This window comes from Bifidobacterium sp. UTCIF-1 (assembly GCF_006408915.1).
Classification (GTDB): domain Bacteria; phylum Actinomycetota; class Actinomycetes; order Actinomycetales; family Bifidobacteriaceae; genus Bifidobacterium; species Bifidobacterium reuteri.
In genome coordinates, this window is the sequence record NZ_JFAG01000003.1 from 37,542 (window position 1) to 53,838 (window position 16,297).

At 59.9% G+C, this 16,297-nt stretch carries 12 protein-coding genes; 5 read left to right on the forward strand and 7 right to left on the reverse strand.

Annotation, left to right across the window (positions count from 1 at the left end; genetic code table 11):
* Positions 1-107 precede the first annotated feature (107 nt).
* The gene (locus BW09_RS01965) at positions 108-587 is read left to right on the forward strand and encodes a GNAT family N-acetyltransferase (protein WP_044089716.1); all 480 of its coding nucleotides are present in this window, start codon (positions 108-110) and stop codon (positions 585-587) included.
* Between the two features lie 79 nt (positions 588-666).
* On the opposite strand, the gene BW09_RS01970 is transcribed toward BW09_RS01965, so the two are convergent.
* Positions 667-4,809 (reverse strand): DEAD/DEAH box helicase, encoded by a 4,143-nt coding sequence (locus tag BW09_RS01970; protein ID WP_044089713.1) that lies wholly within the window; start codon positions 4,807-4,809, stop codon positions 667-669.
* A gap of 114 nt (positions 4,810-4,923) precedes the next feature.
* Here BW09_RS01970 and BW09_RS01975 point away from each other — a divergent pair, with 114 nt between their 5' ends.
* A complete protein-coding gene (locus BW09_RS01975) occupies positions 4,924-6,045 on the forward strand; it encodes a YafY family protein (RefSeq protein WP_044089711.1) in 1,122 nt (373 codons plus the stop codon).
* Positions 6,046-6,104: 59 nt separating this feature from the next.
* A complete protein-coding gene (gene dapD / locus BW09_RS01980; protein WP_044089710.1) occupies positions 6,105-7,124 on the forward strand; it encodes a 2,3,4,5-tetrahydropyridine-2,6-dicarboxylate N-succinyltransferase in 1,020 nt (339 codons plus the stop codon).
* 463 nt (positions 7,125-7,587) lie between these two features.
* Here the strand turns inward: dapD and BW09_RS01985 are convergent, their stop codons facing one another.
* The 5 genes from BW09_RS01985 to BW09_RS02005 form a co-directional block, all read right to left on the reverse strand.
* Entirely contained in the window at positions 7,588-7,995 is a 408-nt protein-coding gene (locus tag BW09_RS01985) for a hypothetical protein (protein ID WP_140462699.1), read from the reverse strand.
* Between the two features lie 230 nt (positions 7,996-8,225).
* Positions 8,226-8,867 carry a hypothetical protein gene (locus BW09_RS01990; protein WP_140462698.1) on the reverse strand — a complete coding sequence of 214 codons (642 nt, stop codon included), beginning with the start codon at positions 8,865-8,867 and terminating at the stop codon, positions 8,226-8,228.
* Positions 8,868-9,085: 218 nt separating this feature from the next.
* Positions 9,086-10,378, reverse strand: a complete 1,293-nt coding sequence (locus tag BW09_RS01995; RefSeq protein WP_044089709.1) for a citrate synthase — start codon at positions 10,376-10,378, stop codon at positions 9,086-9,088.
* A gap of 148 nt (positions 10,379-10,526) precedes the next feature.
* On the reverse strand, positions 10,527-11,309 hold the full coding sequence (gene map / locus BW09_RS02000; RefSeq protein ID WP_044089708.1) for a type I methionyl aminopeptidase: 783 nt from the start codon (positions 11,307-11,309) through the stop codon (positions 10,527-10,529).
* A gap of 308 nt (positions 11,310-11,617) precedes the next feature.
* Positions 11,618-12,550, reverse strand: a complete 933-nt coding sequence (locus BW09_RS02005) for an HdeD family acid-resistance protein (protein ID WP_044089707.1) — start codon at positions 12,548-12,550, stop codon at positions 11,618-11,620.
* A 265-nt stretch (positions 12,551-12,815) separates the two neighbouring features.
* On the opposite strand from BW09_RS02005, the gene BW09_RS02010 reads away from it, so the two are divergent.
* Positions 12,816-15,038, forward strand: coding sequence for a M13 family metallopeptidase (locus BW09_RS02010; protein WP_044089706.1), 2,223 nt, complete (start codon positions 12,816-12,818; stop codon positions 15,036-15,038).
* 132 nt (positions 15,039-15,170) lie between these two features.
* Here the strand turns inward: BW09_RS02010 and BW09_RS02015 are convergent, their stop codons facing one another.
* Complete coding sequence (locus BW09_RS02015) at positions 15,171-15,812, reverse strand: single-stranded DNA-binding protein (RefSeq protein WP_140462697.1); 642 nt, start codon at positions 15,810-15,812, stop codon at positions 15,171-15,173.
* A 160-nt stretch (positions 15,813-15,972) separates the two neighbouring features.
* Here BW09_RS02015 and BW09_RS02020 point away from each other — a divergent pair, with 160 nt between their 5' ends.
* Positions 15,973-16,206 (forward strand): hypothetical protein, encoded by a 234-nt coding sequence (locus BW09_RS02020; RefSeq protein ID WP_140462696.1) that lies wholly within the window; start codon positions 15,973-15,975, stop codon positions 16,204-16,206.
* Positions 16,207-16,297: the final 91 nt, after the last annotated feature.

The following is a 16,297-nucleotide window of genomic DNA, read 5'->3' on the forward strand; positions in this document are numbered from 1 at the left end:
ATCCTCCGTCCATCGCACTGCCGTCGCATCGCCGAAGCGGTGCAGGGCCACCCACCGCCAAACCACGGGTGCCGCGGATGCTTGGCATGGAGGATACACTGGCCGATATGGAGAAACTCACGATTCGCAGAGCCGTCGCCGCCGACATGCCACGCATCGATGACTTGTTGTTCCAGGTGGCGCAGGTGCACCATCAGGGGCGGCCCGATCTGTTCAAGGGCGGCGCCAAGAAATACACAGACGACGAGCTTTCACGCATCCTCGCCGATGACCGCACCCCCGTGTTCGTGGCCGTGGATGCGGACGGCCTGCTGCTGGGGTACGCGTTCTGCGTATTCCAGCAGCATCCGGACAATCATGTGCTCACCGACATCACGACATTGTACATCGACGACCTGTGCGTGGACGAGCAGGAGCGCGGCCGTCATGTGGGGTCCGCGCTGTATCGTTTCGTGCTGGATTTCGCGCGCGAGTCCGGCTGCTACAACGTGACGCTCAACGTCTGGTCCTGCAATCCCGGCGCCCAGGCCTTCTACGAACGCATGGGGCTCACGCCTTACAAGATCGGCATGGAGCAGATCCTGTAATCTGCACGGCGTGCCGGTTCTCATCCGCAAGGCATGCCGATTCGCTGCGAGAAGAGCCTTATGCGCCACCAGTGGGAGTTCAGCCCAGCAAATCCAGCAGGTCATCGCGGGTGAGCGACGCGATGGACGGCGAGGCCGCGGCTCCGAATGCACCGGACGTGGTCTCGTCTGCGGCGAGCGAGGCGTCGGTGAATTGCCGTGCGAGCTCGCTTTTGCTGTGCTGCAGCTCGAGGATGCGCTCCTCGATGGTGTCCTTGGCCACCACCTGATAGACGTTGACGTCCTCGGTCTGGCCGATGCGATGCGCACGGTCGGTGGCCTGATCCTGGGCGGCGGCGTTCCACCATGGGTCGGCATGGATGACCACGCTCGCCCCGGTCAGGTTCAGGCCTGTGTTGCCGGCTTTGAGTGAGATCAGGAACGCAGGGGTGTCGTCAGCATTGAAGCGGTCGACCAGCACCAGACGCTGTTTCTTGGGCGTGGATCCGGTGATGGTGTAATACCGCAGTCCCGCCGCATCGAATCGTGCGGCGATGAGGTCGAGGAAGCTGGTGAACTGCGAGAACACCAGCGCCTTCTTGCCTTCGCTCACACAGGTCTCCACGAGTTCGGTGATGGCCGCGAGTTTGGCCGACTGGTCCTTGGCGTCGGCGTAGACCAAGCGAGGATCGCAGCAAATCTGCCGCAATCTGGTCAGCTCGGCGAGGATGCGGATCTTGGACGTGTTGAAATCCGCTTCCTCGCTGTGTTCAAGCTGCATCCTCAACCGCTGCTCGTGTGCGGCATACAGTTTGCGTTGTTCGCCTTCCAACTGCACGGTCAGTGTGGTCTCCAGCTTGTCCGGCAGATCGGTGAGGACCTGCCGCTTGAGACGACGTTTGATGAACACGCCCACCAAGGCCTGCAGCTTGTGTGCCACGCGCGCGGACTCGGGATTGACTTCGGCGGCGGCGCGTCCCTCGGCGGTGCTGCCGTCCGCCGCGCGGGCGTTGGAGATTGGCAGTTCGTAGCGTTCGCGGAATCGTTTATAGGATCCCAATAACCCCGGCATCAGGAAGTCGAAGATGCTCCAAAGCTCGGAAAGCCGGTTCTCGATCGGCGTGCCGGTCAACGCGAAACGATGGGCGGCGGCAACCGATTTGACGGCCTTGGCGATCTTCGTGGCATGGTTCTTGATGTACTGGGCCTCGTCCAACGCCATGATCTCGCATTGGCGAGGGCCGTCCTCATTATCGGCGGTGTAGTCGTCCACATCGCGGCGCAACAGGTCGTAGGACGTGATCAGCACCGTGGGTTCGTCGGCGTGGAAGGCACGGGCGATGGCGTTGCGGCGTTCGGTCTTCGTGCCGGCCACCACCACCGCGTTGAAGCTTGGCGCGAATTTGGCGAATTCCGCAGCCCAGTTGTAGACGAGTGATGCCGGGCAGACGATCAGAGACGGATGCAATCGCCCGTCATGCCGCGCGTCTTCGCGCTGATAGCGGGACACTATCAACGCGATGAGCTGCACGGATTTGCCCAGACCCATCTCATCGGCCAGGATGCCGCCGAATCCCTTGTCGCACAAGGTGCTCAGCCATCGGAATCCTTCGGCCTGATATGGTCGCAGCACGTGTTTGAGACTGTCTGGCACCTCGTATGCATTCGGGTCGATCACCGCCAGGTCGTCGATGTATTGGGTGAAGGAGGCGTCCTTGACCACGTCCGAGCCGTCATCGGGCAGTTCGCCATCCAGCAGGAACGCCTGATTGCCCGGCAATTCGATGACGCCTCCGTCAAGCTGCCGTTCGCTGAGCTCCAGATCGGAGGCCAGTCTGTCGAGGGTGTCGAGATTCGCACCGTCGAGGCGGACAAGCGACCCGTCCTTCAACTGATGGAATCGCTGACGACGGCGATACGAGGCGAGCAACGCTCCGACCTCATCCGGAGGCACCTCATCGGCGATAGGCGAGATCTCCACCAGATTGCCTTTGACCGACAACCCCACCTTGACGCTCGGCGGTTTGGGCGCCAACAACCTGTCGAATGCGGGCGTGGTGTAGACGTCGCCCACCTCATGCAGGGCGGCGATGCCCTCATCGAACAGACGCACGATGCGCGTGGTGTCGTTCCTGTCGATGGTGGCGGCACCCGACTGTTTCGCCCGCGCCTGCCCCGCCTCCCGCGCAGCAGCGGCACGAGCGGTCCGGGTGCGGAATCCCTGTCTACGAGCAGCGGCGCCCGTATGCGCGGATGCGCCAGCGCCGGGCATCTCGAAGAATTCCTTCACCACATCCAGGGCCAGATGCTCGGCGTCATAATCCCGGCCTACCGCCGTGCGGACCGGAGCACCGTCATGCACATCGGTCACCGGGCCGGCAGGCAGCAGTGGCACGCTCGCTTCACCGTATCGGGCCTTGACCTCGCATTCGACGCCTTGCTCGGTGCGGTCCAGATACACCTCGATGGCCCCTTCGGCCGGGGCGAGCTCGACGAGCTCCCGCGGAATGTCCTGTGATTCCAGCAGGCCCGAGGAGACCAATTCAGGCAGCAATGTGCGGGCGAACAGCGCCATATCGTCACCGGTGACGACCTGGCCTCCACCGTCAGGAGCGAACAGTTCGCCGATGAGGCCACGTATCGGGGCGAGCTGCTTCGGGCAGCGCACGAAACGGCATCCGGCAGCGCTTCTGCGTTGCGCCTGCAGCATCATGGCCGAGGTATGGCTCACCGGATTCAGTGCCGCAAGCAGCAGCCATGAGTCCGCTCCGGCGTCCACCACGGCCTCCACCGCGGGTGTGCCTGCGAGCAGATAGCCGGCATCGGGGCCGTATGCCCGGAAGTCACGTCGGGTCAGGTGTAGCCGCAGTCCGGGATCGCCTCCGTCAACGCCGACGGCTGAAGCCTGGCCGGAGAACCATGTGTCCAGGATCAATTGCACGCCGATGCCCTCGCGCAACGCGAGCAGCGAAGCCACTTCCCGGTCGGAAAGCGTCATATGCCTGTCGATGGCGATATGCCCGTAATACCGGTCCTGCTGTTCTGCGGCATGCCGGATGTCCAACGCCGATTGCAGGAAATCCAACAATGGCCCGGAATCGGCATCGAGCATGCCCGGGGTATGAGTGAAGGCGAGTTTCTTGCCGTAATCCACGTGTTCGGCATGCTGCATGGCGAACACGAACTGCGGAATCGACTTCAACACGTAGCTGGCGCCGTTCACCGGCGCACCGATCTTGAATTCCACACTCCATACGCCATCGATGAAGCTCAGTATCGGGGCGAGCCTGACCTGGCCTGCGGAGACGGTCTGACGCGGCCCCTGATAACCGCGTGTGGCAGGCTGCTTGCGCTGTCCGGCGTGGGAGGAGGACGCGGATGAATCCGCCGCGGCGCCGATGCGTTGCATCACGGCATTGCGGCGACGCTGCCGGTTCTGGTCCCGCTGCTCATCCATGCGTGTCATGAAATCGAGCATCGCCCGGGAGGACCGCACCGCACCGCCATGATAGCCTTCGAACCGTTGCGGGTCGTCACAGAATGCGAGCGCGAGCGCGGCCATATGCTTGCAGATGCCATAACCGCGTCCATACGCCGGGCACGTGCATGAGCCGCCGGACATATCCCCAGTGTCGAGGGAGAACTGCAATTCGGTGCGATATCGGCTGGAAGGACTGGTGGTGCCGCGCAGGGTGGCGTCCAACGTGGCGTAACCGATGTGTGTATTCGCGCTGTAATACGGTTCGATCAGCATGATGTCGGCGTTGTTGGCGATGGTTCGGGCCCGTGAGACCACTGCCCGGGAGGCGGTGGTCTCCACGTCCCTGCGCAACGCGTCGATGGGAACAGGCTGCGCCGTGGATGCCGCCGACGAACCACTGTTGCCGGCATCGCCACCGTATCCGTCATCGAACCATGCGGCACGGCCTGCCTGGGGGATGTAGGGAGAGTGCGCGTACGGCGTGGGCATGTCTTTGGCGGTCAGTGCATCGCCTGAGCCGAATACGGCGTCCCCGGAGATACCGTCGCCGTTACCGACAGCGTTATCGACATCATTATCGTTTAAACCGAAGTCGTCTGATTCCGTGCCAGCGGCGGCACCATGCGGATTGTGGCGACGCTGGATCCAGCGCCGGGCAAAGTCATCGAATTCGTCGCCGAGCGCATCATCATATGAGAAATCGACATCGGCGTCATGCGCATTGTCGGAGATACGCCCGAACACGCCATAACCTCCAACCATGAGCGTGCGTCTCCTTCCGAATCCATTCCGTACTTGCCGCATCGGTCGGAAGCACCGACCGAATGCACATGCAAACAATCCCATCCTAGACGAATACGCGGTAGCCTTAGGGCTATGAACGCGCAACATGCAGGCGAGACCTCCAAACGCAAGACCTATGCGGGCAATGCCTCCTTGGAGATCTTCGAGGTGCTGTGGCGTCACAGCTATTTCGGACATGGGCTTTCCGTACGGCAGATCCTCGACCATCTCGCCGCCATGCACCATGTGAACGATCCCGATGAGCTGCCCACGCCCAAAACCGTGCGCAACCAGTTGCACAAGCTCGCATCCACGGAGTTTCTGGGTCGCCGGGTCGGCTACCTCACCGAGGCTGATGTCGCCGCAGTGGAATGCAAGGACCCGCAACCGGGATGGTATCTGGACGCGTTCCTCTCCCCCGCCGAAATGCGGCTTCTGGCCGACAGCCTGACGCTCTCGCGCATCAGTCTGGACACATTGGACGAGCTGGTGGGCAAGATCCGCGAACTGGCCGGCGCGGCCGGGGAATCCATCGACTATCTCAATCACGTCGCCGCATACACGCATATCAACAGCGAGTTCCTCTCCACCATCGACCAGCTCAACCAAGCCATCGAAGACGGCCACGCCGTCACATTCCAATACTGCGATTACGGGCCTGACGGCACCATGGTCCCGCATACCAGCCATACCCATGCCGACGGGCAGTCCGGCGCCCATACCGGTCTATACACAGTGGACCCCTATCAGATGGTGTACAAGAACGGCCGCTATTACCTGATCTGCCATCGTCACGGTGAGGACAAACTGCGCATCTTCGTGGTCAATCGCATCGCGGGCGTCACCACCAAAGGGGCGAACGAAGCTCCTCTGAGAATGGAGCGTCCGGCGTCCGAGGGGTTCGATGCCGTGGATTTCATGCGACACCGCCCCTATCCGGTGGCCGACGAACCGGTGCGCATCCGCATCGCCATACGGGATCGTCCGATGCTCAACAACGTCTTCGAATGGTTCGACGATCCGCAGATCAAGCATTCGCCTGATGGCGAGCAGTTCGAAGTCATCGTGAACGCCCCCGAAAAGGCCGTGTTCTGGTGGGCGCTGCAGTATTCCTGGGATGGCCGCGTGGCCATCATCGAGCCGGATTCGCTGCGCAACCGGCTTTATGATGCCGGTCGTAGGATGGCGGCCGCATATCATCCGGATGTGCACTAAGGTGGGAACCATCGCATGGCAATCCAGTTGCATGCACACATTCACGAAGGAGCACATACATGAGCGAAGAGCGCACCGCATGGGGTTGGGGTCTGGCCAGCGTGGACGCCGCCGGCAACACCCTTGATGTCTGGTACCCGGAGCTGACCCTCGGTCAGGCGCCGTCCGAAGCCGACCGCCCGAACCACGATTTCGGCACGTTGGCCCATGATGCGGCCGACGCACGCGGCATCCGCCGCATCCCCGTGTTCACGGTCAGCGAGCTTGATGAGCCGATCAGCTCCGCTGCCGACGCCTATCTGAAACTGCACCTGCTCAGCATGCGCATGGCGCAGCCGAACACGCTGAACCTCGACGGCATCTTCGCCCAGCTCAACAATGTCGTCTGGACCAACTACGGCCCGTTCGCCGTGGAGGACTTCACCCTGCGCAAGGCCGACGTGGAGCGCGCCGCCACGGATGCGGCCCTCGCATTCGCCGCACAGGCCGGATTGCCGGCTGCCGCCCCGGCCGCCACGGTCAACGTGTTCGGCGTGGACAAGTTCCCGCGCATGATCGACTATGTGGTGCCCACCGGCGTGCGCATCGGCGACGCCGACCGCGTTCGCCTGGGCGCCTACCTGTCCGAAGGCACCACGGTGATGCACGCCGGCTTCGTGAACTTCAACGCCGGCACGCTCGGCGTCTCCATGGTCGAAGGCCGCGTCTCGCAGGGTGTCGTGGTCGGCAACGGCTCCGACATCGGCGGCGGTGCCTCCATCATGGGCACCCTCTCCGGCGGCGGCAAGCTGCGCAATTCCATCGGCGAGCATTCCCTGCTCGGCGCCAACGCCGGCATCGGCATCTCACTGGGCGACAACTGCGTCGTCGAAGCCGGACTCTACGTGACCGCCGGCACCAAGATCACCGTCTGGGACAAGGCCAAGGCAGCCGCCGGGGAGCCGCTCGACGTGGTCAAGGGCGCCGACCTGTCCGGCAAGGACAACATCCTGTTCATCCGCAACTCCGTGAGCGGCCGCATCGAGGCCCGCTACCGGAAGGTGGGGATTGAGCTCAACGCCAAGCTTCATAAGAACTGAGTACGTCAGTTCTTATGAAGCCGTCGCGGCACAGCCGCGTCCATCCAATGTATGCAATAACGCCTCACTGGTCTTCCAGTGAGGCGTTCTGTCGTCTGGACCGAGGAACTGCCCCGCTTGAAAGCATCCTAACGGGGCAGTTCCTCGGCCCGGACGAAAGAATATCCCGCTGAACCCAATCCAGAGAGGCAAAACCTCGATCCAGCCGACACAACACCCCTATTACTCTTCATCAGCACAGCGTATCCACGATCCACTCGAGGTTGTGCTCCACTGAAACACGCTCAGTGGAGCAAAACCTCGATCCAGTCAACAGAACACCCCACTACGATTCACCAATGAAGCAAAACCACGGTCCACCAGTGATACTGTCCCACTGAATCATTCCCAACGAAGCATATTTACGACTCGGCCGCGGTTGTGCCCCGCTGAAACACTCTCATCAACTCAACCGCAATAGCCGTCATTGACTCACGTAAACAGCAGTTCCCTCAGACTCTAGGTATGGGAGCAAAGGCGCATACGTAACAATAGAGCTACATTTACGGTAGTCATCTGCCGGAATTCCTGTACAAGAATTCGACCCTTGATATATTCCGCTAATAATTCCTTCTGCGTAAACCCTACCAGAAGCATCAACCATAGCCACCGGCCCACCACTGTCTCCATTGCCAGCTGCAGGTATCTCATTCTGCTGCTTTGTTTTCACTAAACCACCATATACCTTGCCGTTGCCATAATTGATAGTGAGATTAACAGCAGTAACTATATTGTTCGCGACTGTTCCAGAAAAACTACCATTGTATACAACATAATCACCAACTATCGGCTCTCTTGCAATACCATGTAAAGCCACCACATTATTCTCCAAATAATTCCCCCCCCCAATACATAGTGGGACTCCTTTGAAGAGAACTTGTCATTTTAATTCCGTCAACATCAGACTCGGTATAATTACTTGCTTTGCCGGCACCCAATAAAGCAGAACTGTCATATGAGCCCATCTTCCACGATCGCATGGTATCACAGTGATTAGCAGTAATAACCTGCTCACCATGGGCATTTGTACCCCAGAACGCGGTAGTACAAGCAGTTCCCAAATCACTGCTCATCAATTGTGCCAGTAGAATAAGGAATCGTGTCACCGACACGAATAGCAGACTCCATCTTTTCGGCATAATTCAGCTCTACTGGTATGCTTGTAATACTTTGTGCTTGCATATCAATAGACGCTACGGATTGAGAATCCGGTACATCGACAGCAACAACGATTCCAGAGCCATCAGTCTTCGGAGCAATTGATGTTAAATGATCATTAAAATTCGATGTCCTATAGAGGATATCCTGAATTGCATCATGTAGTTCACTGGGATAATATGCTGATTTAATGAGTACTATCGGTATACTGGAATCGCTGCCTCTTATCAATGATTCATAATATGACACATCACCAGCAGCGTAAATCCTGACGCTTTTTTCATCAGGAAGATATTCAACTCCATTTATCTGTCTATTATCATCAATAGAGCGTATACGATCAACAACAATTCTTGTATCTTGCGGAATTGGTGAGTATGAATCTATAGATGGACTAACGAGCTTCTTTCTTATTTCATTCGGGATTGGAGCAGAAACTGTATACTGTTTTGAATCATATGTTATTTCGGAGGTAGCATTACCAGATACAGGCAATACCAGAAATACAGCAATAATTGCGGAAGCAATTACTCTTTTTTTAATCATCACCCACCCCTTTTCCTATTTGATATTTATCTCCTTTGATTCAAATATCACTATATATAAATACCGTTACAGACGTGCAAACTGAAGTTTGACAGACATGTTTAGCATAGTATATTAATTATGTTGCTTTATAAACAGCATTCGAGAAATCAAATACAGCCTGTACAACGGTTGAAAACGAAAAACTCCCCATTACGGGGAGCTTCAACAAGCATTCACTACCGCTCATCCATCGGCACGTAGTCGCGTTCCACGGCACCGGTGTAGACCTGACGCGGGCGACCGATCTTGGTGTTCGGGTCGGCGAGCATCTCACGGTATTGGGCGATCCATCCCGGAATGCGCCCAAGCGCGAACAGCGTGGTGAACATGGCCGGGTCGAAGCCGATGGCACGATAGATCAAACCCGTATAGAAGTCCACGTTCGGATACAGGTTGCGCGAGACGAAATACTCATCGCTCAACGCGATGCGCTCCAACTCCACGGCCACATCGAACAACGCACGTTCGTCAGCCGGCAGCTTGGAGGTGTCCTCGCGCTCCATGATCTTTTCCAGATACTGCTTGGCGATTGCGGCACGCGGATCATAGGACTTATAGACACGATGTCCCAGTCCGGAGATCTTCTGCCCGTTCGCCTTGGCTTCGGCGACGAATTCGGCCACGGACTTGCCCGAGTCGCGGATGGCCTTCAATTGGCGGAGCACGGCCTCGTTCGCGCCACCGTGCAGCGGCCCGGACAGCGCGTTGACGCCTGCTGCCACGGCAGAGTATAGATTGGCGTGCGCCGAACCGGCGATGCGCACCACGGACGTCGAGCAGTTCTGCTCATGGTCGGCGTGGATGATCAACAAACGGCCGAGCGCGTGCACATACAGCGGATCGGATTCGAACGGCTCGTACGGCACGGCGAAGCACATGCGCAGGAAATCGTCCACATAACCGCGCGCGTAATCCGGATAGAGCATCGGCTCATCGCGGCGGCGGCGGAAGATGTAGGACACAATCGTGCGCACCTTGGCCATGATGATGACCGCGGCCTCATCCAGCTGGTCGGAGTCGGTGATGTCGGTGGTGTCCGGGTAGAACGTGGCCAGCGCGTTGATGGCGGAGGCGAGCACACTCATCGGGTGCGCGGTGCGCGGGAAGGAGCCCATGAACGTGCGGAAGTCCTCGCCCACCATCGTGCGATGGTTGATGGCGGAGACGAACTTCTCGTACTGCTCCTTGGTGGGCAGCTCGCCATGTCTCAGCAGCCATGCGACCTCGAGGAAGTCGGACTGATTGCACAATTGCTCGATGGGATATCCGCGATAGCGCAGAATCGAATGCTTCCCGTCGATATAGGTGATCTTCGACTCGCATTGCGCAGTGGTGAGGAATCCGGGATCCAACGTCACCCAGCCATCGTTGCGCAGATTGGACACCACGATGCCATCCGCGCCTGCGGTCGCCTTGACCACTGGCAGCGTGTACTTGCTGTCATCCACATTCAGCTGGGCTGTTGCCATACCTGTCTCCCCTTACGCACGGGCCGATGCCGATGGAACTCGCCATTCGGCTCAAAAGTATGGCTCACTATATGGCATGCATGTTTCAGCGCAAGTTGCTGTCTCACAACGCGGCGGCACCTGGCAAAAGCCAAGTGCCGCCGAATGGTCACAGGTTGGTGCGGTCGGTCAGGATGATCGGGCCGTTTTCGGTGATGGCGATGGTGTGCTCGGAATGGGCACCACGGGAGCCATCCTCGGAGCGCAGGGTCCAGCCGTCCTTCGGGTCCTGGAAGATCTCGTCCGTGGTCTTGAGGAACCACGGTTCGATGGCGATGACCAGGCCGTCGCGCAGCTTGTAGCCGTGGTGGGCCTTGCCGTCGTTGGGCACATGCGGATCGCCGTGCATGATGTGGCCCACGCCGTGGCCGCCGAACTCGAGGTTGATCGGGTACCCGTACTCACGTGCGATGTCGCCGATGGTGTTGGAGATGTCACCCAGACGGTTGCCGGGCCTGGCCACGTCGATGGCGGCGGCGAGCGCCTCCTGCGTGCACTTGATGAGCCGCAGATCCTCGGGGTCGGGGTCGTTGCCGACCACGAAGCTCACGGCGGAGTCAGCCACCCAGCCGTCCACGGAGATGGCGAGGTCGAGCGAGACGAGGTCGCCGTCCTTCAGGCTGTAGTCGTACGGAATGCCGTGCAGTACGGCGTCATTGACGGACGTGCAGATGTAGTGGGCGAACGGGCCGGTGCCGAAGTCCGGCGCATAATCCACATAGCAGGATTCGGCGCCCTTGCGGTCCACGATCTTCTTGTGGACGAACTCGTCGATCTCAAGCAGGTTGGTGCCCACCTTGGTGGTCTCCTGCAGCTCCTTCAAAATGCCGCCGACGAAACGGCCTGCGGGCTTCATCTCCTCGATTTCACGAGGGGTCTTCAATTCGATCATGAGGTTCTTTCTACCTATAGGCTTCTTACTGAAAGTCGTTCTCAATACTAACCCGCCCCGGCGTCAATCGCCAGGAGCCGTTGCGATTACAACAGTTACCGATGTCCGCCCACACGCCATCCACGTTTTTCCGGTAATCACATTCGCAATTCCCAATCATCAGGAATCAGGAGTCGGGAATCGGGAATCCCGGATTGCCGAACAACCCTGTAGACATGTCCGATACGGACGCACATCGCAAAGCGTCCCCGGGGAATGGACTCCCCAGGGACGCTTCGCGGACCCGTCGGCGCGTCAGGAAAACACCGCTACTGCCGCGGCTTGCCGAAGGTGAATGCGCGAATCAGGGCGGTGACGCCCATGACCACCATGGCGCAACCGCCGAAGATCACCATGAATACGGTGGAGCTCAGCGGGCTCATAAGCACCACGAAACCGGCGATGATGGAGATGATGGCGTAGGCGACCGCCCAACCGGAGCGTGGGATGCGCCAGGATTCCACAAGCGCCATCACGCCTTCCATGATCCAGCCGAAACCGACCATCAGCGTGATCAGCAGCGCCAGGGTCTGACCGGTCAGGCCGTAGTTGCGCACCACGACCACGCCACCGAACGTGAGCAGTATGCCGATGAGCACATCAAGCACCCTCCAGCCACCCGGCAGCATCGGGGTGACCAGGGCGCTGACGATGCGCACCACGCCGGAGATCACAAAATAGACGCCGAGCAGCAGCGCAGCCAATGCCAGCGTCTTGTTCGGCACCAACAGCAACGCCACACCCAGCGCGATGGCCGCTACACCCACCACGCCGTAGATCACGCGGACAGTGGTCTTGGCCTTCTGCGGCAACCATTCCTCGAACAGCCGGAAGGGATTGAAGTCGCCGGCGTACCAGCCGGGCTGCGCGCCGAAGGGATTGCCGTTGGCACCGGCACCGGGCTGACCGGCCTGACCCGGCTGGCCTGCCTGACTGTATTGGTTGTATTGGCCTTGCCCATTCTGACCGTACTGTCCGTACGGCTGGGAGGAGGCGTAGGGATTGCCATTCGGATTGGTGGCGTACGGGCCGTAATACGGCTGCTGGTACGGGCCGCCCTGCGGATACTGCTGGTTGTTCTGCTGCCCCTGCGGCGCACCTTGCTGCGGCGGATACTGGCCGCCGTGATTGCTGTCATATGCGCCATACTGCGGTTGCTGAGGATTCTGGTTATCGCCGTTCGGAGTGTTCGGATCGCTCATGATGGCTCCTTTCGCATCCCATAGTTCAGATTCCGATACCTATGTTAGGCATACTGTCTAATTCATGCCATGGGCATAACGTTGCGCATTGCATGGTTATGTGTCTAGCAGCTACGCGCCTTACAACCATGCGGACGCATACAGCAAATCCACATCCGAAGAAACCTCGTCCCGCCATCCACGCCCACAGCACGCAACCACACGAATCAGCTCTCGGCCAAGTCCATTGCCGGCGCTTCTCCCCCACGATGATTAGGCTGGGAGCATGGCACAAAATCAAGCATCATTGAAGTCGGGCATCGACCCGGCATCGTTCTCATCCGTCATCAAGCCGACCGACGACCTGTTCCGCTACGTAAACGGCCCATGGATCGACACCTACCGTCTGCCCGACGACCGCTCCCGCTACGGCTCCTTCGACAAGCTCGCCGAAGACGCCGAGAACCAGGTACGCGAAATCCTCGAGGATGACGGCGACAATACCAATCCGGACACCACGTCCGCATCGGAGCGCCCCGCCACCAAGTCGCGCGCACTGTACCACTCGTTCCTCAACACCAAGGCGATCGAGGCGGCCGGCATCACGCCACTCAAGGCCGACCTTGATGCGATCGACAACGCCGCCGACAAGGCCGAGCTGACTCGCGTGCTCGGCCGTCTCAGCGCGGTCGACGGCCCGGACCTGTTCGGCCTCGCCGTGTACGGCGACCCCGGCGCGCCGGAATACAACATCGCGCACATCGAACAGGCCGGCATCCTGCTGCCGGATGAGGCGTACTATCGCGAGGACCATTACGCCCCGGTGCGTGAGGCTTACGTGACGATGGTCGCCATCCAGCTGGTGAACGCCGGTTATGCGCCCGCCGCCGAAGACAACCCGAATCAGGACGACGAGCTGCCGCGCGGCATCGACGACAGTGATTCCGAAGATGGCAGCACGCAGACTTCCGCCGTCACGCCAAGCAAGGCGGCCCTCGACATGGCCCGACGTCTGCTTGACGTGGAGACGCGTATCGCGGCGAATCATTGGGACAACGTGGCCACGCGCGATTCGGTGAAGACCTACAATCCCACCGATTACGCCGATCTCAAGGCAGCGCTGAGCCATTTCGACATGGACGCATGGATCGACGCCTGGCAGGCGGGATACGACGCCACGCCGGCCGCCGCCGTACAGCCCATCGACTTCCGTTCGGTGTTCGCGCGAGTCATCGTGCATGAGCCGAGCTTCCTCACCGGACTCGACGCATTCTGGAACGACGCCGACCTGGACGACCTCAAGCTGTGGGCGCGAGTGCACCTGATCGTCGGCAACGCCGCATACCTGTCCCGCACATTCGATGCTACGAACTTCGACTTCTTCGGCAAGGTGCTCTCCGGCCAGAAGAAGCAGCGCGACCGTTGGAAGCGTGGCGTGAGCCTTGTCAACGGCATCTGCGGCGAAGACGTGGGCCGCGAATATGTACGCCGCCACTTCCCGGAAAGCGCGAAGCGCCGCATGGAGCAGCTGGTTGCGAACCTGATCGACGCCTACCGCGTCTCGATTGCCAACTCGGATTGGCTGGGCGATGACACCAAGGCGAAGGCGTTGGAGAAGCTCACCAAGTTCACGCCGAAGATCGGATACACGAACCACTGGCGCGACTACACGGCGCTGGACGTGCACGTCGACGCCCTGCTCGCCGACAACATGAAGGCCGCAGCCCTGTACGAGACCGGATACCAGCTGGCCAAGGTCGGCAAGCCGGTCGACAAGGACGAGTGGCTGATGAATCCGCAGACCGTGAACGCCTATTATGAGCCGACGATGAATGTGATCGTCTTCCCGGCTGCCATCCTCCAGCCCCCGTTCTTCGACCCGGACGCCGAGGACGCCGCGAACTACGGCGGCATCGGCGCGGTGATTGGCCATGAGATCGGACACGGCTTCGACGACCAGGGCTCGCAGTACGACGGCGACGGCAAGCTCAACAACTGGTGGACCGACGAGGACCGCAGGAACTTCGAGGCCCGGACCAAGGCTCTGATCGATCAGTACAACAGCTTCGTACCGCTGCAGCTGGCGGAGAAGTACGCCGACGAGCCCGACAAGGCCCCGCATGTCAACGGCGCGCTGACCATCGGCGAGAACATCGGCGACCTGGGCGGTGTGAACATCGCGCTCAAGGCCTATGCATTCGCGCTGGGCAAAGCCGAGGGCAAGGCCGAGGACGGCTCCCCCGCCGCCATCAAGGCGCTGCTGGATACCGCGCCCGACATGGACGGCTTCACCGGCCTGCAGCGCTTCTTCCTGAGCTACGCCTCCATCTGGCGCACCAAGAACCGCGACGAGCTGGCCGAACAGTACCTGCAGATCGACCCGCACTCGCCGGCCGAGTTCCGCACCAACGGCATCGCCCGCAACGTGGATTTCTTCTACGACGCATTCAGCGTGACCAAGGACGACGCCATGTGGTTTGACCCCGCCGACCGCGTGCGTATCTGGTGACGCAACCCACCAGATAATCCTCAGAACAATCCTCACCTCATAACACACCTGCTTCGGCCTACAGTCGTGATACGCATACGGCTGTAGGCCTTTTGCATATCACGACAGTCACATATCCGCTCACATGCGCGGCTACATGTCCGGCTCATCGGCAAAATCATCGCCATACGACTCTTGCACTGCCGTCTGAGGCTGTTCGACCGCCACACCGGAAGGCATCGTTCCCGAATCGGACGGCGCCTGCCGGGAAACGACATTATCGAATTCGACCGGCGGCACCGGACGTTGCGGCAGCGCCACCCCGCTGCCGGCATCGCGGCCTTCGGCACCATCAGCGGGCGCATTGCCGCTGGCAGCATCCCCGGAACCTGCTGCTGCCCCGGCAGTGCCATTGCCATTGCCGTTCGCCCGTTGCGATTTCGCAAGATTCGTAGTGCCGAAAGTCAGATCATGCCCGATATTGCTGGCTTCAAGAACCGTCCGGCTGCGTACCTCACCCTGTTCGTTGGTCCATTGTTCGGTATTCAGCACACCGACCACAATGATCCGATCACCGCGGCGAATCGACTGCAACCCATTGAGGGCCAGGGAACGGAATGCCTTGACAGTGATCCACGCCGTGCCGAAATCCTCCCACTGCCGGGTATTGGGATTCAACCGGCTACGGGTGCTTCCCATGCGGAAAGACAGCACCACGAAATTGTCATTCCCTCCTTTGACCAGGTCGCTGGCCACAAATCCTGTCATCGTAACAGATGCCTGCTGGTTTGCCATGATTAGTCCTTTCACTTGACGCTGTTGTCATGGACCGCCTGACCGTCGTTCGCATCATTGCGAGCAGGCAGCAGGCGGTAGTTTCCACTGTGAAGGAGCATGATCCACCCGTGCAAGCCCGGCCGGCAAATGTGGATACTATGACCGGGTTGGAGGTGCTGTGGATAACTTTCGGCTATCCACCGTCATGCACATCCGAGGGGATATCCGCAACGATTCTGCCTCCGGGACGACACTCGACAACCCGACCAGCAATGATTCTGCCACCGAGACGGCACTCGACTACCCGACCAGCAACGATTCTGCCAAGTTCGCGCCCATTGTGGCGGAAATCCAACGGCCGGCCGAATCCAATGGCAGAATCGTTGCTGGTCGACGCCCTCAGAGCATGTAAAACGCCACCCTGCGTCGGCAGGATGGCGTTTTACACCGTTCAGTATGGGCCTATCAGCATGGGCTCTACCCGGCCTCGCGGGCCTGCGGCC

Coding starts and splice junctions, on each gene's coding strand:
- BW09_RS02010 (WP_044089706.1), top strand. CDS start 12,816: ATGGCACAAAATCAAGCATCATTGAAGTCGGGCATCGACCCGGCATCG.
- BW09_RS01970 (WP_044089713.1), bottom strand. CDS start 4,809: ATGGTTGGAGGTTATGGCGTGTTCGGGCGTATCTCCGACAATGCGCAT.
- BW09_RS02015 (WP_140462697.1), bottom strand. CDS start 15,812: ATGGCAAACCAGCAGGCATCTGTTACGATGACAGGATTTGTGGCCAGC.
- BW09_RS01995 (WP_044089709.1), bottom strand. CDS start 10,378: ATGGCAACAGCCCAGCTGAATGTGGATGACAGCAAGTACACGCTGCCA.
- dapD (WP_044089710.1), top strand. CDS start 6,105: ATGAGCGAAGAGCGCACCGCATGGGGTTGGGGTCTGGCCAGCGTGGAC.
- BW09_RS01975 (WP_044089711.1), top strand. CDS start 4,924: ATGAACGCGCAACATGCAGGCGAGACCTCCAAACGCAAGACCTATGCG.
- BW09_RS02005 (WP_044089707.1), bottom strand. CDS start 12,550: ATGAGCGATCCGAACACTCCGAACGGCGATAACCAGAATCCTCAGCAA.
- BW09_RS01965 (WP_044089716.1), top strand. CDS start 108: ATGGAGAAACTCACGATTCGCAGAGCCGTCGCCGCCGACATGCCACGC.
- BW09_RS01990 (WP_140462698.1), bottom strand. CDS start 8,867: ATGATTAAAAAAAGAGTAATTGCTTCCGCAATTATTGCTGTATTTCTG.
- map (WP_044089708.1), bottom strand. CDS start 11,309: ATGATCGAATTGAAGACCCCTCGTGAAATCGAGGAGATGAAGCCCGCA.